This window comes from Kitasatospora cheerisanensis KCTC 2395, assembly GCF_000696185.1.
Classification (GTDB): domain Bacteria; phylum Actinomycetota; class Actinomycetes; order Streptomycetales; family Streptomycetaceae; genus Kitasatospora; species Kitasatospora cheerisanensis.
Window position 1 is genome coordinate 5,217,444 of the sequence record NZ_KK853997.1, and the last position, 24,013, is coordinate 5,241,456.

The 24,013-nt window shown below is 73.4% G+C and carries 22 protein-coding genes; 13 read left to right on the top strand and 9 right to left on the bottom strand.

What is annotated here, in order from left to right:
• Positions 1-10 precede the first annotated feature (10 nt).
• Entirely contained in the window at positions 11-4,540 is a 4,530-nt protein-coding gene (locus tag KCH_RS42655; RefSeq protein ID WP_035866217.1) for a hypothetical protein, read from the bottom strand.
• A gap of 365 nt (positions 4,541-4,905) precedes the next feature.
• Positions 4,906-5,340 (bottom strand): methylmalonyl-CoA epimerase, encoded by a 435-nt coding sequence (mce, locus tag KCH_RS23855; protein WP_035866220.1) that lies wholly within the window; start codon positions 5,338-5,340, stop codon positions 4,906-4,908.
• 258 nt (positions 5,341-5,598) lie between these two features.
• On the opposite strand from mce, the gene KCH_RS23860 reads away from it, so the two are divergent.
• Positions 5,599-6,789, top strand: coding sequence for an acetyl-CoA C-acetyltransferase (locus KCH_RS23860; protein WP_084223894.1), 1,191 nt, complete (start codon positions 5,599-5,601; stop codon positions 6,787-6,789).
• A gap of 91 nt (positions 6,790-6,880) precedes the next feature.
• Positions 6,881-7,834: a methylmalonyl Co-A mutase-associated GTPase MeaB gene (gene meaB / locus KCH_RS23865; RefSeq protein ID WP_035866226.1), complete on the top strand. Its 954-nt coding sequence runs from the start codon at positions 6,881-6,883 to the stop codon at positions 7,832-7,834.
• A gap of 10 nt (positions 7,835-7,844) precedes the next feature.
• Here meaB and KCH_RS23870 read toward each other — a convergent pair whose 3' ends face one another.
• Positions 7,845-8,360 carry a MarR family winged helix-turn-helix transcriptional regulator gene (locus KCH_RS23870; RefSeq protein WP_035866229.1) on the bottom strand — a complete coding sequence of 172 codons (516 nt, stop codon included), beginning with the start codon at positions 8,358-8,360 and terminating at the stop codon, positions 7,845-7,847.
• A gap of 195 nt (positions 8,361-8,555) precedes the next feature.
• Here KCH_RS23870 and KCH_RS23875 point away from each other — a divergent pair, with 195 nt between their 5' ends.
• From KCH_RS23875 to KCH_RS23900, 6 genes are read left to right on the top strand one after another with little or no spacing between them, the layout of a single operon-like run.
• A complete protein-coding gene (locus tag KCH_RS23875) occupies positions 8,556-9,548 on the top strand; it encodes an MBL fold metallo-hydrolase (protein WP_035866231.1) in 993 nt (330 codons plus the stop codon).
• Positions 9,549-9,585: 37 nt separating this feature from the next.
• Positions 9,586-11,004: an ATP-binding protein gene (locus KCH_RS23880; protein ID WP_051653400.1), complete on the top strand. Its 1,419-nt coding sequence runs from the start codon at positions 9,586-9,588 to the stop codon at positions 11,002-11,004.
• A complete protein-coding gene (locus KCH_RS23885; protein ID WP_035866235.1) occupies positions 11,001-11,420 on the top strand; it encodes a roadblock/LC7 domain-containing protein in 420 nt (139 codons plus the stop codon). Before KCH_RS23880 ends, KCH_RS23885 begins: the two co-directional genes overlap by 4 nt.
• Positions 11,417-11,776: a DUF742 domain-containing protein gene (locus KCH_RS23890; RefSeq protein ID WP_035866238.1), complete on the top strand. Its 360-nt coding sequence runs from the start codon at positions 11,417-11,419 to the stop codon at positions 11,774-11,776. The genes KCH_RS23885 and KCH_RS23890 overlap by 4 nt, the downstream gene beginning before the upstream one ends.
• The gene (locus KCH_RS23895) at positions 11,754-12,371 is read left to right on the top strand and encodes a GTP-binding protein (protein WP_035866241.1); all 618 of its coding nucleotides are present in this window, start codon (positions 11,754-11,756) and stop codon (positions 12,369-12,371) included. The genes KCH_RS23890 and KCH_RS23895 overlap by 23 nt, the downstream gene beginning before the upstream one ends.
• Positions 12,368-13,543, top strand: coding sequence for a cytochrome P450 family protein (locus KCH_RS23900; RefSeq protein WP_035866244.1), 1,176 nt, complete (start codon positions 12,368-12,370; stop codon positions 13,541-13,543). Before KCH_RS23895 ends, KCH_RS23900 begins: the two co-directional genes overlap by 4 nt.
• Positions 13,544-13,613: 70 nt before the next feature.
• Here KCH_RS23900 and KCH_RS23905 read toward each other — a convergent pair whose 3' ends face one another.
• The 4 genes from KCH_RS23905 to KCH_RS23920 form a co-directional block, all read right to left on the bottom strand.
• Entirely contained in the window at positions 13,614-14,570 is a 957-nt protein-coding gene (locus KCH_RS23905) for an AIM24 family protein (protein ID WP_244305412.1), read from the bottom strand.
• Entirely contained in the window at positions 14,570-15,220 is a 651-nt protein-coding gene (locus tag KCH_RS23910) for an AIM24 family protein (RefSeq protein WP_035866258.1), read from the bottom strand. Before KCH_RS23910 ends, KCH_RS23905 begins: the two co-directional genes overlap by 1 nt.
• On the bottom strand, positions 15,220-15,858 hold the full coding sequence (locus tag KCH_RS23915; RefSeq protein WP_035866260.1) for an AIM24 family protein: 639 nt from the start codon (positions 15,856-15,858) through the stop codon (positions 15,220-15,222). Before KCH_RS23915 ends, KCH_RS23910 begins: the two co-directional genes overlap by 1 nt.
• Before the next feature lie 94 nt (positions 15,859-15,952).
• On the bottom strand, positions 15,953-16,729 hold the full coding sequence (locus KCH_RS23920; protein ID WP_035866262.1) for a DUF2127 domain-containing protein: 777 nt from the start codon (positions 16,727-16,729) through the stop codon (positions 15,953-15,955).
• A 158-nt stretch (positions 16,730-16,887) separates the two neighbouring features.
• On the opposite strand from KCH_RS23920, the gene KCH_RS23925 reads away from it, so the two are divergent.
• A complete protein-coding gene (locus KCH_RS23925) occupies positions 16,888-17,217 on the top strand; it encodes a DUF3817 domain-containing protein (protein ID WP_035866264.1) in 330 nt (109 codons plus the stop codon).
• Positions 17,218-17,298: 81 nt separating this feature from the next.
• Here KCH_RS23925 and KCH_RS23930 read toward each other — a convergent pair whose 3' ends face one another.
• Complete coding sequence (locus tag KCH_RS23930; protein WP_035866266.1) at positions 17,299-18,951, bottom strand: M4 family metallopeptidase; 1,653 nt, start codon at positions 18,949-18,951, stop codon at positions 17,299-17,301.
• Positions 18,952-19,413: 462 nt separating this feature from the next.
• On the opposite strand from KCH_RS23930, the gene KCH_RS23935 reads away from it, so the two are divergent.
• The 3 genes from KCH_RS23935 (at position 19,414) to icmA (ending at position 22,176) form a co-directional block, all read left to right on the top strand.
• Entirely contained in the window at positions 19,414-19,953 is a 540-nt protein-coding gene (locus tag KCH_RS23935) for a MarR family winged helix-turn-helix transcriptional regulator (protein ID WP_035866268.1), read from the top strand.
• Positions 19,954-19,973: 20 nt separating this feature from the next.
• Positions 19,974-20,303, top strand: a complete 330-nt coding sequence (locus KCH_RS23940) for a DUF3817 domain-containing protein (protein WP_035866271.1) — start codon at positions 19,974-19,976, stop codon at positions 20,301-20,303.
• Between the two features lie 187 nt (positions 20,304-20,490).
• The gene (gene icmA, locus KCH_RS23945) at positions 20,491-22,176 is read left to right on the top strand and encodes a coenzyme B12-dependent isobutyryl-CoA mutase large subunit (protein ID WP_035866273.1); all 1,686 of its coding nucleotides are present in this window, start codon (positions 20,491-20,493) and stop codon (positions 22,174-22,176) included.
• A gap of 193 nt (positions 22,177-22,369) precedes the next feature.
• Here icmA and KCH_RS23950 read toward each other — a convergent pair whose 3' ends face one another.
• Positions 22,370-23,065, bottom strand: coding sequence for an SDR family oxidoreductase (locus tag KCH_RS23950; RefSeq protein ID WP_035866278.1), 696 nt, complete (start codon positions 23,063-23,065; stop codon positions 22,370-22,372).
• A gap of 74 nt (positions 23,066-23,139) precedes the next feature.
• Here KCH_RS23950 and KCH_RS23955 point away from each other — a divergent pair, with 74 nt between their 5' ends.
• Entirely contained in the window at positions 23,140-24,009 is an 870-nt protein-coding gene (locus KCH_RS23955; RefSeq protein WP_035866280.1) for a sigma-70 family RNA polymerase sigma factor, read from the top strand.
• Positions 24,010-24,013 lie beyond the last annotated feature (4 nt).

A 24,013-nucleotide genomic window follows, 5' to 3' on the forward strand; every position in this document is an offset into this window, starting at 1 on the left:
CAATGTCCGCTCAATCGGGTGGCGCGCCCCCGGAGCGATTGCCTCCCGATCGCGGAGAGCCCACCCCGGCACCGGCCTTGGGCCCTCCGTCCTTCTTACTGCCCCCGTTGCTGTGGGCCGCCGGCGCGGGCGCCTCGAACGCCTCCAACGCCGACAGCACGTCCTGGACCCGAGAGATCTCGGTGTTGATGTCCTTGCGGCGGCGGACCAGTTCGTCCAACTCCCGCTGGCCCTCGTCGGTCACGCGCTTCGCCTCGGCCTTCGCCTCGGCGAGCAGCCGCTCCGCCTCCTCGGCGGCCAGCCGCAGCTGCTCCTCGGCGTCCGAACCGGCCCGGCGGATCCGCTTCTCCGACTCCTCGTCGGCGCGCCGCAGCCGGGACGCGGCCTCGTCGGCCGCCGCCTCCAGCTTCTCCTCGGACTCCATCTCGGAGGCCTTCAGCTTGGCCTCCGCCTTGATGATCAGCGCCTCGGCCCGGGTGGTGGAGTCGGCGAGCTTGTTCTCCGCCTCCTTCAGCAGCGTCTCGGCCTTGCGCACCGCCGAGATCCGCACCCGCCCGGCCTCCGCCGACGCCTCCGAGGTCAGCTCGGCCGCCCGCGTCTCGGCCGCCGCGATCAGCTCCGCCGCCCGCTCCTCGGCCTCCGCGACCTGCGCCTGCGCCTGCTCCTCGGCCTCGGTCAGCTGCTCCTGAGCCGCCGTCACCAGCGCGTCCACCCGCTCGCCGGCGGACTTCATCGCCTGCGCGTTCTCCTTGCGGGCCCGCTCGTGCAGCGCCTCGATCTCGGCGTCGGTGCGCTCGCGCAGTTCCTCGGCCCGGGTCCGGATCGCGGTCGAGTCCCGGCGGGCCTCGGACAGCAGCGCGTCCGCGTCCGAACGGGCCCGCTCCACCTCGGCCTTGCCCTGCGCCTCGGCCGTCGCGACCAGCCGCTCGGCCTCCTTGCGGGCCGCCGTCACCAGCGCGTCGGCCTGCTCCTCGGCGGCCGCGGCCGCCGCCAGCGCCTCCGCCTGGGCCGACTCGGCGAGCTGCTCGGCGTCCGTGAACGCCTTCTCCAGCACCGACTTGGCCTGCTCGCGGGTCGACTTGTCGTACGCCTCCGCGCTCTCCCGCAGCTCCGCGTCGAACGCCTCCGCGCGGGCCCGGATGTCCGCGTCGAACTCCTCCGCCAGGGTGCGGGTCGCCAGCGCGTACTCCTCGGCGTCCGCGCGCAGCGCCGCGGCCCGCTCCTCCGCGTCCGCCAGCGCCGCCGCCGCCAGCTCGTCCGCCTCGGCCAGTGCGCGCTGCGCCCCGGCCTCCGCGGCGGCCCGCTGCTGCTCGGCGAACTCGGCGGCGGCCGCCTTGAGTTCGGCGGTCTCGTGCTCCGCGGCGGCGCGCAGCTCGCGGTCGTACGCGGCGGCGGCCTCGCGCAGCTCGCGGTCGAACGTGCTGGCGGCCTCCCGGAGTTCGGTGGTCTCCCGGTCGGCGAGGGCGCGCTGCTCGGCGGTGTCCCGCTCCGCGGCGGCCCGCAGCTCGGCGGCGTCGCGGGCCGCGGCCTCGCGCAGTTCGGCGGTCTCGCGGTCGGCGACGGCCCGGAGTTCGGCGGTCTCGCGCTCCGCGGTGGCCCGCAGCTCCGCGATCTCCTGCTCGGCGGCGGCGCGCAGCTCGGCGATCTGATTGGTCGCCGTCTCGTGCAGGCCGGCCACCGACTGGCGGACCTCGGCGGCGTCCTGCTCGGCCTGCGAGACCAGCTCGGCGGCCTGCGCCGCGCCCTCGGCCCGCAGCTCCTCGGAGGCCCGCGCGGCCTCCCTGCGCAGCTCGGTGCTCTCCCGGACGGCGGTGGCGCGGAGTTCGGCCACCTCCTGCTCGGCGGTGGCGCGCAGCTCGGCCGTGTCGGCGTCCGCGCGCTCGCGCAGCTCGCGGTCGTACGCGGCGGCGGCCTCGCGCAGCTCGCGGTCGAACGTGCTTGCGGCCTCCCGGAGTTCGGTGGTCTCCCGGTCGGCGAGGGCACGCAGCTCCGCGGTCTCCCGCTCGGCGGCGGCCCGGAGTTCGGCGGTGTCCCGCTCGGCGGCGGCGCGCAGCTCCTGGTCGAAGGACTCGGCCTCCGCGCGCAGGCGGGCGGCCTCGGAGCGGTCGGCGGCGGCGTCGGCGGCCAGCGCCTCGGCCTCGGTGCGGGCGGCGGCGAGCTCCTGCTCGGCCTCGGCGCGCATCCGGTGGGCGTCCTGCGCGGCGGCCTCGCGGACCGACGCGGCCTCGCCGTCGGCGGCCTCGCGGATCGCGGCGGCCTCGGCCAACTTCTCGGCGGTCAGCGCCTGTTCGCGCTCCAGGTCGGCGCGGGCCGCCTCGCGGGCGGCGGCCGCCTCCTCGCGCAGCGCCTGCGCGGCGGCCTCGGCCTGCTCGGCGAGCGCGCGGGCGGCCTCCTCGGCCTCGGCGCGCACGGCCCGGCCGGCCTCCTCGGCCTGGGCGCGGTGCTGCTCGGCCCACTGCGCGGCATCCGCGCGGACAGCCTCGGCGGCGGCGTCGGCGTCGGCCCGGACCGCCCCGGCGGCGGCCTCGGCCTCCGCGCGCAGGGTCGCGGCGGCGGCCTCGGCCTGCTCGCGGGTCCGCGCGGCGTCGCGTTCGGCGGCGGCGCGCTGCTCCTCGGCGGCGGCCTCGGCCGCGGCGAGCAGTTCGTCGCGGGCTGCGGCGGCGGAGGCGGTGAGCTTCTCGGCCTCGGCGCGGGCCCTGGTCAGGGTCTGCTCGGCCCGGCCCTGGACGGCGGCGGCCTGCTCGCGGGTCTCGGTGCGCAGCCGCTCGACCTCTTCGGCGGCGCCGGAGCGCAGCGCGTCGGCGTCGGTCTTGGCGGCGGTCAGCAGCTCCTCGGCCTGCTTCGCGGACTCCTCGATCTGCACGGCGGCCTGCCGGCGGGCGTCGGCGCGCACGCGCTCGGCCTCGGCCTCGGCGGCGGAGCGCTGCTGCTCGGCCTGCTCGCGGGCCTGGGCGGCCTCGGCCTGCATCCGCTCCAGCTGCTCGCGGATCGAGGCGGCGTCCTCCATGGCGGCGTTCTGCGCCTGCTCGACGGCGTCGCGGGCCTGCTCCAGCAGGGTGCCGGCCTCGGACTTGGCGTGCTCGACCAGCCGTTCGGCCTCGGCGGCGGCCTCGCCGCGGGTGGCCTCGGCGTCGGTGGTCGCGCGGGCGAGCACCTCCTCGGCCTGCTTGGCGGCGCGGGCCAGCCGCAGCGCGGCGTCCTTGGCGCCCTCGGCGCGGCCGGCCTCCTCGGCTTCGGCGCGCAGCCGCTCGGCCTCGGCGGCGGCCTGTTCGCGCAGCTCGGCGGCCTTGCGCTCGGCGGCGGCCCAGTGCTCGGCGATCTCCTTCTCGGCGTCCGCGCGCAGCTCGTTGGCGACCGACTCGGCGGCGCCGCGCAGGCGCTCGCTCTCCTCGGCGGCGGCGGCCTTGGCGGCGTCCGCCTCGGCCTGGGCGGTGGAGGCGGCGGCCTTGATCAGCTCGGCCTCGCGGGTGGCGGCGGCCACCATCTTGGCGATCTCGGCCTTGGCGGTCTGCGAGCGCTGCTCGCTGGCGGCGGTGCCGTCGGCGACCTTGCGCTCGGCCTCGGCGGCGGCCTCGGCCTGCAGGCGTTCGGCGGCGGCGAGCGCCTCCTCGCGCATCCGGGCGGCCTCGGTGCGGGCCCGCTCGGCCTCGGCGAGGGCCTCGGCGCGCAGCCGCTCTATCTCGGCCTGGGCGCCGACCAGGGCGGCCTCGGCGCGCTCCTGGTCGGAGCGGGCCTGGGCCTTGAGGGCGGCGATCTCGGCCTCGGCGGCGGCGAGCTGCTGCTGGGCGGCGGCGTGCGCCTCGGCGAGCTGCTGCTGGGCGGCGGCGGTGAGGGCGACGCGCTGTTCCTCGGCCTGGGCGCCGGTCTGCTGGGCCTGCTCGGAGGCGGCGCGCAGCAGGCGTTCGGCGTCGGACTGGGCGCGCAGCAGCGCTTCCTCGGCGCGGGCCTGGGCCTCGCCGCGGGCGGCGTCGACGTCGGCGGCGGTCTGGGCGCGGGCCTGGTCGGCGAGCGCGGCGGCCTCGGCGCGGACGGCGGCCATCATCCGCTCGGCCTCGACGCGGGCCTCCTGGAGCAGGCGCTGCGCCTCCTGCTCGGTGCCGGCGCGGGTCTGCTCCGCCCAGTTGACGTTCTCGTTGACGTGGCGTTCGGCGGCGGCGCGGAACTCGGCGAGTTCCTCCTCCAGCCGGCGGCGCCGGGCGTTGAACTCGGCTTCCAGCTGGGCGGTGCGCTCGGCGGCCTCCGCCATCATCCGCTGGGTCGCGGCCTGGGATTCGCGGAGCTGGCGTTCGGCGTCGGCGCGGAGCGCCTCCGCCTGCATCTCGGCGTTGCGCAGGACCTGTTCGGCCTGGCCGGAGACGGAGTCGAAGGCGCGCGGCTGCGCGAGCTGCCGGCGGGCCTCGTGGAGCTTGGCCCGCAGCACCTCCACCTGGTAGGCGAGGTCGTCGGCGTGCTCGATGGTCTTGTCCCGCTCCTTGCGGGCCTTCTCCAGCTCGGCCTCGAACTTGGAGAGGTGATCCTCAACGCGGTCGTAGCCCCGCACTCCGCGGTCCCATCCATCTCCTGGTCGCGTCCTCGACCGGGTCCGCTCCGCTCCCTGGCCGTGCCCGGGGTCGGACCGGTCGGTCCTTGCAATCGCTCCGCCGTCCGGGTGGACTCCTGAGCGAACTGTTGCCTCTGGAGAATGGTGACAGATCCGAACGGCGACCGTTCGGCCGTGCCCGCGTCGTGGACTCCCCTGCGGTGCGCGGACCGGAGGTACCTGCGCACCTGGGCATTGTAGTGGGAGCCGTGCCCGGGGGAATGGGGGCGAGGTCCTTTTCGGAAGTTACCGGCCAGTTTGTTACCGCTTCGTCGAAACCGGCCGGCTCCCGCACCCGCCCCGGTCGGGGGCCGTTCGGCCCGCGGTCAGTGCTCGCCCGGCTCGGCGCTGGTGACCAGCTCGGTCAGCACGCCGCCGCAGTCCTTCGGGTGCAGGAAGGTGATCCGGGAGCCCATCGAACCGCGCCGCGGCTCCTCGTACAGCACCCGCACGCCCTTCGCCCTGATGTCGGCGGCGTCGCCGTCCACGTCGGCGGTGCCGAAGGCGATGTGGTGCACGCCCTCGCCGTTCTTGGCCAGCCACTTGGCGACCGTCGAGTCGTCCCGGGTGGGCTCCAGCAGCTGCAGGTAGGAGGCGCCGCCGTCGCCGGTGTCGTTGATCTTCAGCATGGCCTCGCGGACGCCCTGCTCCTCGTTGACCTCGGAGTGGAACACCTCGAAGCCGTACGTGGACCGGTAGAACTCGACGGTGCGGTCCAGGTCGAAGCAGGCGATGCCGATGTGGTCGATGCGGGTCAGCACAGAGAACCTCCGGGGGCGGGGCCGGGACGGGAACGGCACCCAGTGCAGCGCATCCGCCGAGCCGGGCGCCAGCGGCTCGCCTTGCGAGTCTGCTCACATCGGAGTCCCGCCGGTGGAACTTCCCGCAACTGACACGGTGTTCACTGGAAGGTGCCAGTAGCGCTGATCACATCCTCGCGGCGGTGACGCGGCGGTGACCGATCAGTACATTGACCGCATCCCCATACCCTCTGGTCCGACGCGCGAAGGGGCTCGTCCATGACTACTTCTGTGATCGTCGCAGGTGCGCGCACGCCGATGGGCCGGCTGCTCGGCTCGTTGAAGGGCTTCTCCGGCGCCGAGCTGGGCGGCTTCGCCATCAAGGCGGCGCTGGAGCGGGCCGGCGTCTCCGGCGAGCAGGTCCAGTACGTGATCATGGGCCAGGTGCTGCAGGCCGGCGCCGGCCAGATCCCGGCGCGACAGGCCGCCGTGAAGGCCGGCATCCCGATGAACGTCCCGGCGCTCACCATCAACAAGGTGTGCCTGTCCGGCCTCGACGCCATCGCGCTGGCCGACCAGCTGATCCGCGCCGGCGAGTTCGACATCGTGGTGGCCGGCGGCCAGGAGTCGATGACCAACGCGCCGCACCTGCTGCCGAAGTCCCGCGAGGGCTTCAAGTACGGCGCGATCGAGATGCTCGACGCGATGGCGCACGACGGCCTGACCGACGCCTACGAGAACATCCCGATGGGCGAGTCGACCGAGAAGCACAACACCCGGCTCGGCATCGGCCGCGAGGTGCAGGACGCCATCGCCGCCGCCTCCCACCAGCGCGCCGCCAAGGCCCAGGCCGACGGCGTGTTCGAGGCCGAGATCGTCCCGGTGGCGATCCCGCAGCGCAAGGGCGAGCCCGTGCTGTTCAGCCAGGACGAGGGCATCCGCGCCGACACCACGGTCGAGGGCCTGGCCAAGCTGCGCCCGGCCTTCGCCAAGGACGGCACCATCACCGCCGGCACCTCCTCGCAGATCTCCGACGGCGCCGCCGCGGTCGTGGTGATGAGCAAGGCCAAGGCCGAGGAGCTGGGCCTGAGCTGGATCGCCGAGATCGGCGCGCACGGCAACGTCGCGGGCCCGGACAACTCGCTGCAGTCGCAGCCGTCCAACGCGATCAGGCACGCCCTCGCCAAGGAGGGCCTGGAGGTCGCCGACCTCGACCTGATCGAGATCAACGAGGCGTTCGCCGCCGTCGCCCACCAGTCGATGAAGGACCTGGGCGTCAGCGACGGGATCGTCAACGTCAACGGCGGCGCGATCGCGCTCGGCCACCCGATCGGCATGTCCGGCGCCCGCGTGGTGCTGCACCTGGCGCTGGAGCTCCAGCGCCGCGGCGGCGGCGTCGGCGCGGCCGCGCTGTGCGGCGGCGGCGGCCAGGGCGACGCCCTGATCGTCAAGGTCCCCGCGCAGGGCTGACCGTCCGTCAGGTCCCCGCGGGGCGGCGCACCGCCGCCCCGCGGGGCATCCGTCTTTCTGCCTTGAGTTCTGTGCTGCGAGGAGCAACCCGATGGCCGATGTGGCGACGCTGGTCGAGCAGGCCCGGCAGGGCCGCCCCCGGGCGGTGGCCCGGCTGATCACCCTGGTGGAGAACGCCGCCCCGGAGCTGCGCGAGGTGATGGCCGCGCTGGCCCCGTACAGCGGGCGGGCGTACACGGTGGGCCTGACCGGCTCGCCCGGGGTGGGCAAGTCCACCTCGACCTCCGCGCTGGTGAGCGCCTACCGCCGGCTCGGCAAGCGGGTCGGGGTGCTCGCCGTCGACCCGTCCTCGCCGTTCTCCGGCGGGGCGCTGCTCGGCGACCGGGTGCGGATGCAGGAGCACGCCACCGACCCGGAGGTGTTCATCCGCTCGATGGCCACCCGCGGCCACCTCGGCGGCCTGTCCTGGGCGGCCCCGCAGGCGCTGCGGGTGCTGGACGGGGCGGGCTGCGACGTGATCCTGGTGGAGACCGTCGGCGTCGGCCAGTCCGAGGTGGAGATCGCCGCGCAGGCCGACACCTCGGTGGTGCTGCTGGCCCCCGGCATGGGCGACGGCATCCAGGCCGCCAAGGCGGGCATCCTGGAGATCGGCGACGTGTTCGTGGTCAACAAGGCCGACCGGGACGGCGCGGACGCCACCGCCCGGGAGCTGAACCACATGCTGGGCCTCGGCGAGTCCCGGCAGCCCGGCGACTGGCGGCCGCCGATCGTGAAGACCGTGGCCGCCCGCGGCGAGGGCGTGGACGAGCTGGTCGAGGCGCTGGAGAAGCACCACGGCTGGCTGGCCGAGACGGGCGAGCTCGCCGTCCGCCGCCGCCGCCGGGCCGCCCAGGAGGTCGAGGCGATCACGCTGGCCGCGCTGCGCGCCCGGATCGGCGACCTGCGCGGCGACCGGCACCTGGACGCGCTGGCCGGTCAGGTCGCCGAGGGCACCCTCGACCCGTACTCCGCCGCGGACCGGCTGGTCGCCGAACTGACCGGCTGAGCGGGGCGGTTCAGCTCCGGCCGCGCAGCCCCCGCAGGTGCTCGACGATCGGGGCGAGGGCGCTGTACATGGCGTCCAGCTGCTCGTCGGTGAGGCGGTCGACGAAGTGCTCGCGGACGCTGCGCACGTGGTCGGGGGCGACCTTGCGCAGCGTCTCCCAGCCGAGGTCGGTCAGGTGCGCGTAGAGGCCGCGGCGGTCGCCGGGGCACTCCTGGCGCAGCACCAGGCCGGCCGTCTCCATCCGGGTGATCTGGTGGGAGAGGCGGCTCTTGGACTGCAGGGTGGCGGTGGCCAGGTCGGTCATCCGCATCCGCCGCTCGGGGGACTCGGAGAGCACCACGAGGATCTCGTAGTCGTTGATGGCGAGGTTGTGGGCCTGCAGTTCCCGGCTCAGCTGGTGTTCGAGCAGCTTCCCGACCTCCAGGTGGGCGCGCCAGAACCGCTGCTCACGCGCGTCGAGCCACGGGACCTCCTCCTCCGGGCGGGAGGAGGGGACCGCAGGCGCTTCGGTCACAGGAGTATCCATGCGTCCGAGTATAGCCGAGGTTGTTCAATGTTGTACGAGTTCACAACCGGCAGTCGGAGGTAAAGGTCCGACCCCCGTCGGACCGATCGCTCCGTATCCGCACAACCGCCCTCCCGCCTGGCCGAATTGAAACGGGCATGCTCAATTTGCGGGGTGCAGTCGGATGGTGACGGCATGTTAGGCATAATCGCGCCCATGACGACGCGGAGCGCGAACTTCCATTCGATAGCCGACGGCGTGTACGCCTGGCAGCCCCAGCAGCGCGGATGGGGCCTGGCCAACTGCGGCCTGGTCGCGTCCGACACCACCGCGCTGTGGATCGACACCCCGTACGACCGGAAGCTGGCCGGCCAGTTCCTGGACCGCACCCGCGCCGTGCTCCGCAAGGGCGTCACCGTCGACCGCATCCTCGTCACCCACGCCAACGGCGACCACATGTGGGGCGCCGGCGTCCTCCCCGACGCCGAACTCATCACCACCCACGAGGCGCTGCACCACATCGCCTACGAGCCGACCCCCGAGCAGCAGCACTCCCTGCTGAAGACCCTCGACCCGGCCAGTGACACCGGCTCCTACCTGCACGAGCACTTCGGCTGCTTCGACTGGTCCGACACCCCGGCGATCCAGCCCGACACCGTCTTCACCGGCGAGCTCGAACTCCGCGTCGGCGACATCCCGGTGCAGGTCAGCAGCCTCCCGCCGGCCCACACCAGCGGCGACCTGATCGTCCACCTGCCCACCCGCTCCACCGTGTTCACCGGCGACATCGTGTTCGGCTCCACCGCCACCCAGCCCGGCGACCACCCCGTGCACTGGGCCGGCCCGCTCGGCAACGTCATCGCCGCCGTCGAACGCGTCCTCGCCACCGGCGCCGAGACCATCGTCCCCGGCCACGGCCCGCTGCTCACCCGCTACGACCTGCGCGCCCACGCCGAGTACCTCGGCCACGTCCGCGACCGCGCGCACGCCCTGCACGCCGCCGGCGTCCCGGTCGCCGACGCCGCGCAGACCGTCATCGACGAACGCCGCTACCCCGAACTCGGCCTGCCCGAGCGGCTGCTGGTCACCATCGCCACCGAGTACCGGCACCTCGACGGCAGCGAGCCGCCCGCCATGCTGGAGGTCTTCGGCCGGATGGCCGGCCTCGCCCGGCAACACGGCGCCGACAACGCCGCCAGCACCGTCTGACCCCCGACCCGCGACGACGACACCCCCCGAGGACCCCATGGTCGTGATCGTGCTCGCCCTGCTGGCCGGCGCCGCCCTGACCGCAGGACCGCTGCTGTGGTCCGCCCGGCGCGCCGCCCACACCGCCCGCGCCGCCGAACAGCGCGCCGCCGACGCCGAGCAGCGCTGCGCCGCCGCCGAACGCCGCGCCGCCGACGCCGACAACCGGGCCCGCACCGCCACCGCCCGCGCCGACGACGCCGAGGACCGCGCCCACGGCGCCGACACCGAGGCCCGCGCCGCCGAGGCCCACCGCACCGTCGCCGACGCCCGGTACGCCGCCGCGGTGCGCGAACTCGGCCACCTCGCGCACGAGCGGATCCCCGCCGCGGCCACCGCGCTCAACCACCCCAGAACGCCCGTCCCCGGACCGCTCGACACCACCGGCGGCACCGACGAGCTCCACCACGCCCTGGACACCGCGCTCACCGCCGCCGTCCGGGCCGTGCTCGCCGAGCGCGAGCGCACCGACGCCGCCGCCCGGGCCGCGCTGCGCGGCGCCGCGTCCAAGATCCAGGCCCTGCTGATCCAGGTCCGCTCGCTGCTGGAGGAGATCCAGCTCAGCGTCGACGACCCGCGCCTGCTGGCCCTCGACTTCCGCAACGAACTGACGCTGCGCCGGGTCCAGTCCCTCGCGGTCCTCTCCGGCGCCTGGCCCGGCATGACCCGGGAGGACTCGCCGCTCGCCGAACTCTGCGTCGGCGCCCAGTCCCGGGTGGCCGGCTACGCCCGCATCGAGATCACCAACCACCTGCGCGAACCCCGCCTCGCGGTGGCCGCCCGCGCCGCCGAGCCGGTCGCCATCGCGCTCGCCGAGATCCTCGGCAACGCCACCGCCTACTCGCACCCCGAGACCCGGGTGGTGGTCTCCATCGAACAGGGCAGCGCCGGCGCCCTAGTGGTGGTCGACGACATGGGCGTCGGCATGGAACCCGACCAGCTGGAACGGGCCGGCGACCTGCTCGACGGCCAGGCCGAGGTCCTGCTCACCGAACTCGGCGACCCGCCGCAGGCCGGCTTCGCCGTCGTCGGCCTGCTCTGCCGGCAGTTCGGCTTCGGCTGCCGGGTCGAACCGTCCCCCTACGGCGGCGTCCGGGCGATCCTCCGGCTGCCCGCCGACCTGCTCACCCTGACCGACCCGGCCGCCCCGCTCTCCGCGCTCGCCCCCCGTCCGATCACCCAGACCACACCGGTGTTCGACGCGGGCGACGCGCTGCCCACCCGCAAGCGCCGCAGCCCGCGCGTCCCGCAGCAGGACGCGCCGTCCCCCCTCCCGTCCCCGGCGGGCAGCACCCCCGACCGGGCCCGCTCCGCATGGTCCGCCCTGCAGTCCGGCACGCTCGCCGGCCGCAGCGCCGCCCACACGAGCCCGGGCCCCGAAGGACCCGCCGCACCCGAAGGAGTCGAAACCCCGTGACCGCCCAGCTCCGCCGCCACACCGAGGACCTCTCCTGGGTCCTCACCCCGCTGCTCGACCTGCCCGGCGTGCAGAACGCCGTCATCGCCACCGGCGACGGCCTGGTCACCGGCCACTCCGCCGACCTCGGCCGCGACAACGCCGACCGGGTCGCCGCGATGACCGCCTCGCTGCACGCCGCCGCCCGCGCCTTCACCGTCGCCTTCACCGAGGCCGAGCAGGTCCGGCTCACCCAGACCGTCGTCGAGTCCGACCTCGGCTACGCCGTCGTCACCCCGGCCGGCGCCAACTCCTCGCTCGCGGTGTTCGCGATCCCCGGCGCCGACCTCGGCACCATCGCCTACCAGATGCAGGTCCAGGTCGCCGCGCTCGCCAGAGCACTCGCCAGCCCCGCCCGGGAGGCGAGCGGGACATGACCACACCCAGCGGGCCCCGCCGCCGGCTCGTCCCGGCCTACCTCGCCACCCAGGGCCGCGAACTCGCCCCCGGCCGGCAGACCCTGGACCGGCTCAGCATCCTGCACGCCGCGGCCGACCTCCCGGCCGGCCTCGGCGGCGAACACCGCCAGTTATGGGAACTCGTCCGCCCCGGCGCACTGACCGTCGCCGAGGCGGCCGCCCACCTCCGGCTCCCGGTCAGCGCGACGATCTTCATCGCCGCCGACCTGGCCGAGCGCGGCGCCCTCCAGGTGCGCGCGCCGATCCCCTCCGCCCAGCCGGTCAACCGGGACCTCGCCGAAAGGCTCCTCAGTGGACTTCGCGCCCTCAAGTAGCACGGGCAGCAGGCCTGTGTACCTGCCCGCCACCGACCCGATCCTGATGAAACTCATGGTCACCGGGCCGTTCGGCGTCGGGAAGACCACCTTCGTGCGCTCACTGTCGGAGATCCCGACGCTGCACACCGAGGAGACCATGACCGCCCAGGGCATCCCGGTCGACGACACCGCCCGGATCCCCGGCAAGACCGCCACCACCGTCGCCGTCGACTTCGGACGGCTCACCCTGCCCGGCGGCGACCTCGTCCTCTACCTCTTCGGCACCCCCGGCCAGCGCCGCTTCCTCCCGCTCTGGGAGGACCTCGCCCGCGGCGCCCTCGGCGCGCTCGTCCTCGCCGACACCCGCCGGCTCGCCGACGCCTTCGACGCCATGGACCTCATCGAGGAAGCCGGCCTGCCCTACGCCGTCGCCGTCAACCGCTTCCCCGACACCCCGCCGATCGAACTCGACAAGATCCGCGCCGCGCTCGACCTCGACCCCGCGACCCCGCTGATCGAATGCGACGCCCGGGAACGCGAAGGCTGCCTGGACGCCCTGATCGCCCTCACCGAGCACGTCCTGGACCGCCTCCCCCAGGAGACCGCCCCATGACCCGCACCGCCCTCTACGGCCCGCAGTTCGCCGCCCGGCCGCACGACCACTACGCCCGGCTGCGCGACCGCGGACCGCTCGCCCCCGTCGAACTCGCCCCCGGCATCGACGCCTGGCTGGTCACCGACTACCACGTCGCCCTGGAGATCCTCCGCGACACCGACACCTGGACCCGCGACCCGCGCGCCTGGCAGGCCACCCAGCCCGCCGACTCGCCGATCCTGCCGATGATGGGCTGGCGCCCCACCGCGCTGTTCTCCGACGGCGCCGCGCACGCCCGCTACCGGCAGGTCATCACCGACAGCATCGGCATCCTCGAACCCCACCTGCTGCAACGCGACACCACCGCCGTCGCCGAACAGCTCATCGCCGAATTCGCCGGCACCGGCAAGGCCGACCTGCTCGGCCAGTACGCCTACCGCGTCCCGCTGCTGATCCTCACCTCCTGGTACGGCGTCCCCGACCAGGACATCGACCGGATCAGCTCCGCGATCTACCGCTCCTTCGAATCCTCCACCGGCGCCGCCGCCGCGTACGCCGACCTGGTCGCCGTCATCACCGGCCTGGTCGCCGAACGCCGCGCCGCACCCCGGCACGACCTGATCTCCGCCTTCCTCAACCACCCGGCGCGACTCGCCGACGAGGAAGTCGTCCGGCACATCACGCTGACCCTGATGGCCGGCCACGAACCCACCGCCAACCTCACCGCCAACGCGCTGCTGCGGATGCTCTCCGACGACCGCTACGCCGGCTCGCTGCACAGCGGCGCGATGACCGCGCACGACGCGGTCAACGAAGTGCTCTGGAACGACCCCCCGCTGTCCAACTTCGCCCCGCACTACGCCCGGCGGAACATCGTCTTCCACGGCACCGCACTCGGACCCGACCAGCCCGTGCTGGTCTCCTACGCCTCCGCGAACGCGCAGGCCGCACTGCCCGCGAACGAGAGCGAGTCGCTCGGCGGCTCCTACGCGCACCTCGCCTGGGGCGCCGGCCCGCACCGCTGCCCCGCGAGGCAGCCCGCCGTGCTGATGGCCGTCACCGCGATCGAGTACCTCATCAGCCGCCTCACCGACCTCCGGCTCGCCGTCCCGGCGGACGAGATCCTCTGGCGCCCGGGGCCGGTCCACCGGGCCCTGGTCTCCCTGCCGGTGACGTTCACGGCGCTGTAGGGGAGCGCACGGACAGCGGGTGCACGACCAGGGGCGCGGGGCCCCCGGTCGGTGCGCTCCCGGTCTCGCGCTACAGCCCGAAGCGGCGGCCGAGGTCGCCGAGGTTGCCCAGGTTGCCGAGGCCCGGGACGGCCTGGGCGGGCTGCTGGTGCGGGACGCCGGACTGTTCGCCGACGACGCCGACGGACCGCTCCGCCATGAGCGCCTCGGAGGACTGCATCAGCACCTGGCCGGCGCCGATGAACTCGTACTGGTGCTCCTCGCCGCTCGCGCCGCCGATCCCGGTGAGGTGCCGGATGCCGCCGAGGACGCCGTGCAGGTAGCTGTGGTCGTAGTGGTGGCAGGGGGCGGGGCAGTCGGCCCAGCCGACCAGGGCCTGCGGGTCGACCCGGATCGGGGGTTCGACGAAGTGCACGGGGCCGTTGGAGGCGGCGACGAACTTGCCGGTGCCGATCAGGGTGAGGAAGCCGGGGATGATCGACTGCTTGAGCCGCAGGCTGGGTTCGAAGGCCAGCAGGTTGCCCGAACGGACCGTCAGGTTGCCGTCCTCCAGGTCGTACGAGTTGAGGTCGTACGCGCGGTCGGCGAGCAGCAGCTTGCCGCGGCCCTCGGCGACCACCCAGTCGGAGGCGTGCAGCGGGGAGTTGAAGTTCTGTTCGAGGACCCGGTCGAGGACGCCGCGGCCGATCCCGGAGAAGCGCATCTCGCCGTAGTAGGCGATCATCTTGCCCTTCTGCAGGTAGTACGCGCCGTTCAGGTCGACCGAGAAGCAGTACGGGTTGACGTTGTCGTCGGCGGGCAGCGAGTGCGGGTCCCAGACCTGCGGGCCCTCGCCGCCGGGCGCCTGGAGCAGCGGCGCCCCGAACTGCCCGCCCGGCGGCGGGAGCTGGGGGGCCGGCATGCCGACCTGGGTGGCCTGGTACGACTGCTGGTACTGCTGCTGGGAGTACCCGGGCGGCGGGGCCTGCGGCGGGTACGGCGGCGGCTGCTGGCCGTACGGGTTGTTGGGCTGCGGGGGGTAGGACATCAGAGCTTCACCTCGCTGGCCTGCACGTACACCATGCCCTGTCCGGAGAGTTCGAGCTGGAAGGCCTCGCCGGAGCCGCGTCCGATCATGTCGCGCCAACCGAGGGCGCTGGAGAGCTTGTTGGTGACCTGGCCGCGGTGCGCGACGTAGGCCTGCGGGTCGACGTGGACGGGGAGGCCGGGGGAGATGGGGAGTTCGACGACGCCGCCGTGGGCCATCACCGCGACCGCGCCCTTTCCGCTGAGCTGGGTGGTGAACAGGCCCTGGCCGGTGACCTGGCCGCGGACCACGCCCATCAGGCCGCCCTGCTGGCCCATGAACATGGTGGACTGCTGGAGGCTGCCCTCGAAGGCGAGCAGCCGGTCCGCCTCGACGTACAGGGTGTCGCCGACCAGGTCGATGACGTGGACGTGGTGCCCGCCGTGGCCGAACATCACGGTGCCGTGGCCCTCGACGGTCATCAGCGGGGTGTCCTCGTTGGCGACCCGGCGGCCGATCATCGACATGACGCCGCCCTGACCGCCCATCAGGTTGGGCTGGAAGGTGACCTCGCCGGTGTAGCCGAGCATCGAGCCGCGCTGGGACAGGACCCGCTGGCCGGGCACGATCTGCGCCGACACCATCTTGTTGTTGATCCGGGTGAAGGCCATCAGGCGTCGCCTCCGAAGGTCAGGCGCTCGGAGGGCTGGACGTACACCAGGCCCTCGCCGGTGAACTCGACCTGCATGGCCTCGCCGCCGCCCTCGCCGATCAGCGTGGTCCAGCCGGCGCCGGACTTGAGGGCGCGGTTCAGGTTGCCGGTGTGGGCGACGTACGCGCCCGGGTCGACGCGCAGCGGCAGGCCCTGGGCGACCCGCAGGATCACCGCCGGGCCGCGCGAGGTGACGGCGGCCCAGCCCTGGCCCTCGACCTTGGTGGTGAACAGGCCGTTGCCGCTCGCCATGCCGTTCAGGCCGGTGAAGGAGGTGCCGGTGCGCAGCGTCGCCTCGGTGCAGAGCAGGTTGTCGGACTCGACGAACAGCGTCTCGCCGTTCAGCCGGACCAGATTGATCTCGGTGGCCTGGTCGGCGAAGAAGCAGGTGCCCTGCCCCTTCACCTCCATGACCTCCATGCGCTCGCCGGTGAGCCGGCGGGTGACCATGCCGCGCAGGCCGTCGCCGCCACCGGAGAGCTTCTTGAAGCCCATCTGTCCGGTGTAGGCGACCATCGAGCCGTTGCGTGCCTTGACGGTGTCCCCGGCGAGATCGACGGCGAGGACCTTTGACCCCTGGAGTCGGAACTGTGCCACGTCCGGGAATGTAGCGGCCCCCGCCCCGGTGTGGGGAGGGGGCCGGGGCGGGCTGGTACCCGTTCGGTACGAAACCCGGACATCGGACGCGGCGTCAGGCGGCCTGCGGGAGCGCCCCCGCGGAGGTCTCGACCTCCAGCAGCGAGGCGGAGTGGCGCTCGGCCTCGAAGGCGGCGCGGCCGCCGCGCAGGCCGAACAGCCGCTTGGAGAGCATGATCCAGAGCACCGCGGCGATGTTCAGCAGCAGCGTGCAGATCTTCAACGCGCTGACGTGCTCGCTCAGTTCGTAGCCCTCCAGGGGCAGGAACATGGCGGTGGCGACCACGGTCAGGTACTCGGCCCAGCGGTGCCCCCACCACAGGCCGAACGCCTCGACGATCTCGATCAGCGCGTAGACGACCAGCGCGACGGCGACGTAGACCAGCGTGTTGTGCCGGTACTCGAAGGTCTTGCGGATGGTGTCGACGATCGGCGAGTGGTCGAGGTCGTAGTGGAAGTGGTCGGTGACCGGCTTGAAGACGGTGAGGTTCTCGTCGAAGATCCGGCGGACCGCGTCCTGGCTGTTGGAGAACTTCCACACCGCCCAGGCCGCGACCACGATCAGCAGCCCGCGCAGCAGCCGCTCGACGGCGAGGAAGCGCAGGATGAACAGGTCGCGCAGGGCCTTGCCCCGGGGCACCAGCGGGGCGTCCTCGGCGGGGCCGGAGCCGTGCGGCTCGCCGAGTGCGAAGTCGCCGCAGCGCAGGCAGCGCCAGGCGGTGCCGAGGGCGGTGGCGGCGTGCAGCCGCTCGCGCAGGTCGGTCTCGTCGGGCGCGTAGGTGATGTGGCCGCGCCGGGCACAGGTGTGCCGGTCCCAGTCTCGTTTCCGCATGGTGTGCTTCCCCCGTCGGTCCGCGGGCCTGGCGGTCAGGCCGCGCGCAGCACAGCAGGATAGGGGGTCCGGGGTCGGCTCAGGAGGCGGGTCGGTGATAATAGGCCTGGTTTGTGCATCCGTTCACAAGCCCAGCCGCCCGCCGTGCCCTGTGAGGAATCCCCGTGAAGAGCATCGCCGCCGTCCACCGCCTGCGCCTGGTCTCCGGGCCCGAGGGCCTGTCGTTCATCCTGCTGCTGGTCTGCTCGGTGCTGAAGCGCACCACCAGCTTCAACGGCGTCCCGGTGATGGGCGCGATCCACGGCGCGCTGTTCGTGCTGTACGTGATCTTCCTGGTGCTGGCGTACCAGGCCCGCCGCTGGGAGCCGAAGCGCGCGCTGGTGCTGTTCGTGCTGTCGGTGCTGCCCACCGGCGGCTTCTTCGCCGAGCGGATGCTGGCCAAGGAGGAGCGCGGTGAGTTGGACGCCGCGGAGCCGGCGACCGCCTGACGGCGGAACGTGGTGCGCGGCGGTCGGGCCTCCTCGTGAGAGGCCCGACCGCCGCGGGCTTTGTGCGCTACCCGGTGGGGGTCAGCTGACGTTGACGCCGGTCCAGGCGGCCGCGACCGCGTTGTACTGGGTCGAGCCGGAGCCGTACAGGTCCTTCGCCGCGTTCAGGGTCGCGGTGCGCGCGGCCTTGTAGTTGGTGGTGGAGGTCATGTAGACCGTCAGCGCCCGGTACCAGATCTGGGTGGCCTGGGCCCGCCCGATGCCGGTGACGGCGGCGCCGTTGTAGGTCGGCGAGTTGTAGCTGACGCCGTTGATGGTCTTCGCGCCGCTGCCCTCGGCCAGCAGGTAGAAGAAGTGGTTGGCGACGCCGGACGAGTAGTGGACGTCCTTGTTGCCGACCGTGGAGGACCAGTAGTCCGCGGACGCGCCGTCCTTGGAGGGCTTGTCCATGTAGCGCAGCGGCGTGCCGTTGCCGTTGATGTTGATCAGCTCGCCGATCAGGTAGTCCGGCACGTCCTTCGACAGGTTGGCGTAGAACTCCACCATCGAGCCGAAGATGTCCGAGGTCGCCTCGTTCAGGCCGCCGGACTCGCCCGAGTAGTTCAGGCCGGCGGTGTTGGAGGTGACGCCGTGGCTCATCTCGTGGCCGGAGACGTCCAGTTCGGTCAGCGGGTGGGTGTTGCCCGAGCCGTCGCCGTAGGTCATGCAGAAGCAGCTGTCGTCCCAGAACGCGTTGACGTAGTTGCTGCCGTAGTGGACCCGGCTGTACGCGCCGACACCGTCGTTGCGGATGCCGCTGCGGCCGAAGGTGTTCTTGTAGAAGTCCCAGGTGACGGCCGCGCCGTACTGGGCGTCCACGGCCGCGGACTCGCCGTTGGAGGCGGCGCCGGAGCCCCAGGTGTTGGTGGTCTTCGAGTAGACCGTGCCCTTGCCGGAGGTCTTGCCGGCCAGGGTCGAGGTGTACTGGCCGCCGCGGGTGGCGTCCTTCAGCGTGTAGGTGCTGCCGGACAGCGTGGTGGTCAGCGAGACGCTGCCGACGAAGACGCCGTTGCCGGTGCCGGTCGCGTTGGCGGTCTGCACCTCCTCGTGGGCGGACAGGACCGCGCCGCTGTCGGCGTCGGTGACCAGCAGCTGGCGGCTCGGGGTGCCGTCGGCGCGCATGCCCTCGACGGTGGTGCGGTAGGCCAGGCGCGGGGCGCCGTCGGCGGCCCAGATGACCAGCTCGGCGTTGCCGCTGGCACCGGTGACGGAGGTGAGGGCGGCCTCGTCGGCGTCCTTGGATATGCCGACGGTGGACTGCACCGCGCCGGTCGCCTTGCTCGCGGCCTGAGCGGCCGTCAGCTTCGGGCTCAGCGAGGCGGGCGCCAGGGTGCCGGCGACGGCCTTGTCGGAGGACTTGACCTTGCCCTTGGCGTCCTGGTGCACGACCAGGTCGCCGCCGAGCACGGGAAGCCCGTCGTAGGTGCGCTCGTAGCGGAGGTGGCGGGTGCCGTCGGCGTCGACGATGGCGTCCTTGACCACCAGCTTCTCCTGGGCGCCCAGGCCCAGGGCCTTTGCGGCGGAGGGGGCCTGCGCGGCGGCCAGCGCCAGCAGTTCACCGCGGTGCTGGCCCGCGGAGTTCTGGGCGGCGGCCGGGTTCGGGGCGGCCTGTGCGATCCCGGCACTCACCTGGATCGCACCGGCCAGCAGGGCCGAGGCAGAGAGAACGGCTCCGACAGCGAGCTTTCGCTTCACGTACGGGTTCCTTCCGGATCAACCGCAAGCGCGGTTCGCACCTCGTTCCGGGGCACCGGGGGTCAGTGCCTGCTGGGGCGGAGACGGGTGCTGACGTGCAGCTCCGTGCGGTCAGGCGACGGTCGCCGGTGGGGTGGGGCCGGCTGCGTCGAACGGGGCTGGGCAGAAGCATGACAACGGTTCAAATCCCGGAACAGCACCCCGGCAACTATTGGCAAACTCTCGCCAGCGCCCCGGCAATGGAACGGTCAGGAAATCGGAGGTTTCACTGCGAACCACGCCGTGCGGACTGGGATGCGGCCCAACTCCCGTGCTTTCACTGAATAGTGACGGAATATGCGGTGTAAAAGGCCGCCGCGCCCCGGCGGTTGTCTGTTTGGCGCGATCCCGCCAACAAGCGGGCCTTGTCCACCATCGTGGACACCTGCTACCCCCGTCCCGCCCCGCGGGTACGGTGGGGGCGTGCCCAAGCCCCTCGCCCTCGACTTCGACCCGATCGCCCGCGCCGACGAGCTCTGGACCCGTCGCTGGGGCAGCGTGCCGGCCATGGCGGCGATCACCTCGGTGATGCGCGCCCACCAGATCCTGCTCTCCCGGGTCGACGCCGTGGTCAAGCCCTACGGCCTGACCTTCGCCCGCTACGAGGCCCTGGTGCTGCTCACCTTCAGCCGCTCCGGCGAGCTCCCGCTGTCCAAGATCGGCGAGCGGCTGATGGTCCACCCGACCAGCGTCACCAACACCGTCGACCGCCTGGAGCGCGCCGGACTCGTCGCCCGCCGCCCCAACCCGCTCGACGGCCGCGGCGTCCTCGCCGCCATCACCGACCGCGGCCGCGAGGTCGTCGAACGCGCCACCCGCGAGCTGATGGCCGTCGAATTCGGCCTGGAGGGCTACGACGAGGACGCCTGCCGCGAGGTGTTCGACCTGCTGCGCCCGCTGCGGGTCGCCGCCGGCGACTTCGACCTGCCGCACCAGGAGGGCCCCGGCCGGGAACGGGCGTAGGGCCGGTTACCCTCGATGCCATGAAGCAGAGTGTGCTGACCCGCTACCGTGCCATGGCCTACATCACCGGCGTCCTCCTGATCCTGCTCACCGTCGGGGTGATCGCCAAGTACGCCCTGGACATGTCGGGCGCCGCGGGCTTCACCACCGCCGTCGGCATCGCGCACGGCTGGCTGTACGTCGTCTACCTGGTGCTCGCCTTCGACCTCGGCACCAAGGCCAAGTGGCCGATCGGCAAGCTCGCCTGGGTCCTGCTGGCCGGCACCATTCCCACCGCCGTGTTCTTCGTCGAGCGCAAGGTCAGCCGCGACGTCGCCCCGCTGATCGCCGCGGAGCCGGCCACCGCCTGACGGCCCCGCCGCACCGACTCTGCCGGGCGCCCCTCCCGAAACGGGAGGGGCGCCCTTCGCATGTCCGGGGCGCGTCCGGGGGGACGGCCATCGACAGGTAGTAGGACGTCCGAGTAAATTAGTAGGACATCCAAGTAGTTGTGCCGTCCACCCACCGGGGCGGCCGCACGGAGCGGAGTCGGAGCCGATGGACGCCGAGCAGATCGAAGCCGGCCGGCAGCGCTGGCAGCAGCGGTACGACAAGGCGCGCAAGCGCGACGCCGACTTCACCACGCTGAGCGGCGAGACCGTGGAGCCCGTCTACGGCCCGCCGGCCGGCCAGGAGGTCGAGGGCTTCGAGCGGATCGGCTGGCCCGGCGAGTACCCCTTCACCCGCGGCCTGCACCCCACCGGCTACCGCGGCCGCGCCTGGACCATCCGGCAGTTCGCCGGCTTCGGCAACGCCGAGCAGACCAACGAGCGCTACCGGATGATCCTGGAGGCCGGCGGCGGCGGCCTCTCCGTCGCCTTCGACATGCCCACCCTGATGGGCTACGACTCCGACGACGCCCGCTCCCTCGGCGAGGTCGGCCACTGCGGCGTCGCCATCGACTCCGCCGCCGACATGGAGGTGCTGTTCAACAGCATCCCGCTCGGCGAGGTCACCACCTCGATGACCATCTCGGGCCCCGCCGTCCCGATCTTCTGCATGTACCTGGTCGCCGCCGAACGCCAGGGCGTCGACCCCGCCGTCCTCAACGGCACCCTGCAGACCGACATCTTCAAGGAGTACATCGCGCAGAAGGAGTGGCTGTTCGCCCCCGAGCCCCACCTGCGCCTGATCGGCGACCTGATGGAGCACTGCGCCAAGGGCATCCCCGCCTACAAGCCGCTCTCGGTCTCCGGCTACCACATCCGCGAGGCCGGAGCCACCGCCGCCCAGGAACTCGCCTACACCCTCGCCGACGGCCTCGCCTACGTCGAACTCGGCCTCTCCCGCGGCCTCGACGTGGACGTCTTCGCCCCCGGCCTGTCCTTCTTCTTCGACGCCCACCTCGACTTCTTCGAGGAGATCGCCAAGTTCCGCGCCGCCCGCCGCATCTGGGCCCGCTGGATGCGCGACCACTTCGGCGCCAAGACCGACAAGGCGCAGTGGCTGCGCTTCCACACCCAGACCGCCGGCGTCTCGCTCACCGCGCAGCAGCCCTACAACAACGTGGTCCGCACCGCGGTCGAGGCGCTCTCGGCCGTCCTCGGCGGCACCAACTCGCTGCACACCAACGCCCTCGACGAGACCCTCGCGCTCCCCAGCGAGCAGGCCGCCGAGATCGCGCTGCGCACCCAGCAGGTGATCATGGAGGAGACCGGCGTCACCAACGTCGCCGACCCGCTCGGCGGCTCCTGGTACGTCGAGGCGCTCACCGACAAGATCGAGGCGCAGGTCGAGGAGATCTTCCGGCGCATCCTCGACAAGGGCAGCGCCGAGCACCCGATCGGCCCGATGACCTCCGGCATCCTGCGCGGCATCGAGGAGGGCTGGTTCACCGGCGAGATCGCGGAGGCCGCGTTCCGCTACCAGCAGGGCGTCGAGAAGGGCGACAAGCGGGTCGTCGGCGTCAACTGCCACCCCCGCAGCGTCACCCCCGAGCTGGAGATCCTCCGGGTCAGCCACGAGGTCGAACGCGAGCAGGTGCGGGTGCTCGGCGAGCGCAAGGCGCGGCGCGACGAGGCCGCCGTCCGGGCCGGGCTGGACGCCATGCTCGACGCGGCCCGCTCCGGCGCCAACATGATCGAGCCGATGCTCCGGGCGGTCCGCGCGGAGGCGACGCTCGGCGAGATCTGCCACGCGCTGCGCGACGAGTGGGGCACCTACCGCGAGAACGCGAGCTTCTAGCCGGGCCGAGCAGGGCGAATCCAGGGGCGCGGGGAACTGCGCGAGGCGGAAGGCACCCCACCGCCAAGTTCGCGACGCAGGACAACGACCTGCACGTGATCGCGGCCTTGCGGATGTGGTGTGCGCCTGTCGCGCAGTTCCCCGCGCCCCGGGTTCGCGCGTGCCGGCGTTTTCGCGCCCCGCTCGGGGCTTCTCAGTGCTCGGCCAGGAACTCCTCCCAGGTGCGGGTGCCGCGCATCGCGCCCGGGCCCGCGAGGGGGAGCGGGAGGGCCGGGCGGCGGCGGACGGTGCGGAGCAGGTCCGCGAAGGTGTAGGCGCGGGGGCCGGCGAGGTCGGGGACGAGCCCGGCCGGGGCGCCGAGGGTCAGGGCGAGCAGGCGGTCGGCGACCTCGCGGGGGTCGACGGGTTCGAAGCGCAGGCCGCGCGGGTCGGGCACCACGGGGAGCTTGGCGAGCTTGCCGGCCATGGTGCGGACGAGGGTGTGGAACTGGGCGGCCCGCAGCACCGTCCAGGGCACGCCGCTGTCGGCGATCGCCCGTTCCGCGTCCCGCTTGGCGCGGAACCAGCCGAGCGGCATGGTGTCGGCGCCGATCACCGAGACCATCACCACGTGCCGGACGCCGCCCGCCAGGGCCATCGCGTCGGCCAGGTGCCGGGCCGCCGTGTCGTCGCCCTTCGCGCCGCCGGCGAGGTGCAGGACGGTGTCGATGCCGTCGAGGGCCTCGGTGAGGCCGCTGCCGGCGATCAGGTCGCCGCGGACGTACTGGACGCCGTCGGTCGCGGGGCGGTCGTGCCGGCTGAGGACGCGGACGGTGCGGCCCGCGGCGAGCAGCTCGGGGACGACGAGGGTGCCGAGGGTGCCGGTGCCGCCGGTGACGAGGATGTTCATGAGGGGTGCTCCGTTCCGTGCTGCCACAGTGGGTGTCTGCTGCGTTGACCCCGACCGGGAAAGGGATGTGACAGATGAGTGGGGGAACTCTTCTCGCGGAGCGGTTCGAGGAGCAGCGGCCCAGGCTGCGGGCGGTGGCGTACCGGATGCTGGGCTCGCTGGGGGAGGCCGAGGACGCGGTGCAGGAGGCGTGGCTGCGGCTGGACCGGCACGCGGAGGAGGTGGAGAACCTCGGCGGCTGGCTGACCACGGTGGTCTCCCGGGTGTGCCTGAACGAGCTGCGCAGCCGGGACCGGCGCCGGGAGGAGGAGCTGGACACCCAGGTGCCGGACCCGGTGCTGGCCGCGCCGGAGCGGGACGACCCGGAGGCGGCGGCGCTGCTGGGCGACCGGGTCGGGATGGCGCTGCAGGTGGTGCTGGGGACGCTGGGCCCGGCCGAGCGGCTGGCGTTCGTGCTGCACGACCTGTTCGCGGTGCCGTTCGAGGAGATCGCGCCGCTGCTGGAGAAGTCCCCGGCGGCGGTGCGGCAGTCGGCGAGCCGGGCGCGCCGGCGGGTGAAGGAGCGGGCGCCGGTGCCGGACCGCGATCCGGTGGCGCAGCGCGGCGCGGTGGAGGCGTTCCTGTCGGCCGCCCGGGAGGGCGACTTCGAGGGCCTGGTACGGGTGCTGGCCCCGGACGCGGTGCTGCGGTCGGACGGCGGCGCGCTGGTGGAGCTGTCCCGGGTGCTGCGGGGCGGCGCGGCGATCGCGTCCTCGGCGGCCGGCTTCCGGGCGCTGGCGCCGTACGCGCGGCTGGTGCTGGTGAACGGCGCCTACGGCGTGCTGACGGTGGTGGACGGCCGGCCGGTGTCGGTGATGGCGTTCACCGTGGTGGAGGGCCGGGTGGCGCAGATCGACGTGCTGGGCGACCCGGAGCGGCTGGCGGCGCTGGCGCTGCCGAGCTGACCGG

Bases quoted from the DNA above. Each gene is read 5' to 3' on its own strand.
- KCH_RS23860 (WP_084223894.1), top strand. From the start codon at position 5,599: ATGACTACTTCTGTGATCGTCGCAGGTGCGCGCACGCCGATGGGCCGG.
- meaB (WP_035866226.1), top strand. From the start codon at position 6,881: ATGGCCGATGTGGCGACGCTGGTCGAGCAGGCCCGGCAGGGCCGCCCC.
- KCH_RS23870 (WP_035866229.1), bottom strand. From the start codon at position 8,360: ATGGATACTCCTGTGACCGAAGCGCCTGCGGTCCCCTCCTCCCGCCCG.
- KCH_RS23875 (WP_035866231.1), top strand. From the start codon at position 8,556: ATGACGACGCGGAGCGCGAACTTCCATTCGATAGCCGACGGCGTGTAC.
- KCH_RS23880 (WP_051653400.1), top strand. From the start codon at position 9,586: ATGGTCGTGATCGTGCTCGCCCTGCTGGCCGGCGCCGCCCTGACCGCA.
- KCH_RS23890 (WP_035866238.1), top strand. From the start codon at position 11,417: ATGACCACACCCAGCGGGCCCCGCCGCCGGCTCGTCCCGGCCTACCTC.
- KCH_RS23900 (WP_035866244.1), top strand. From the start codon at position 12,368: ATGACCCGCACCGCCCTCTACGGCCCGCAGTTCGCCGCCCGGCCGCAC.
- KCH_RS23905 (WP_244305412.1), bottom strand. From the start codon at position 14,570: ATGTCCTACCCCCCGCAGCCCAACAACCCGTACGGCCAGCAGCCGCCG.
- KCH_RS23910 (WP_035866258.1), bottom strand. From the start codon at position 15,220: ATGGCCTTCACCCGGATCAACAACAAGATGGTGTCGGCGCAGATCGTG.
- KCH_RS23920 (WP_035866262.1), bottom strand. From the start codon at position 16,729: ATGCGGAAACGAGACTGGGACCGGCACACCTGTGCCCGGCGCGGCCAC.
- KCH_RS23940 (WP_035866271.1), top strand. From the start codon at position 19,974: ATGAAGCAGAGTGTGCTGACCCGCTACCGTGCCATGGCCTACATCACC.
- icmA (WP_035866273.1), top strand. From the start codon at position 20,491: ATGGACGCCGAGCAGATCGAAGCCGGCCGGCAGCGCTGGCAGCAGCGG.
- KCH_RS23950 (WP_035866278.1), bottom strand. From the start codon at position 23,065: ATGAACATCCTCGTCACCGGCGGCACCGGCACCCTCGGCACCCTCGTC.
- KCH_RS23955 (WP_035866280.1), top strand. From the start codon at position 23,140: ATGAGTGGGGGAACTCTTCTCGCGGAGCGGTTCGAGGAGCAGCGGCCC.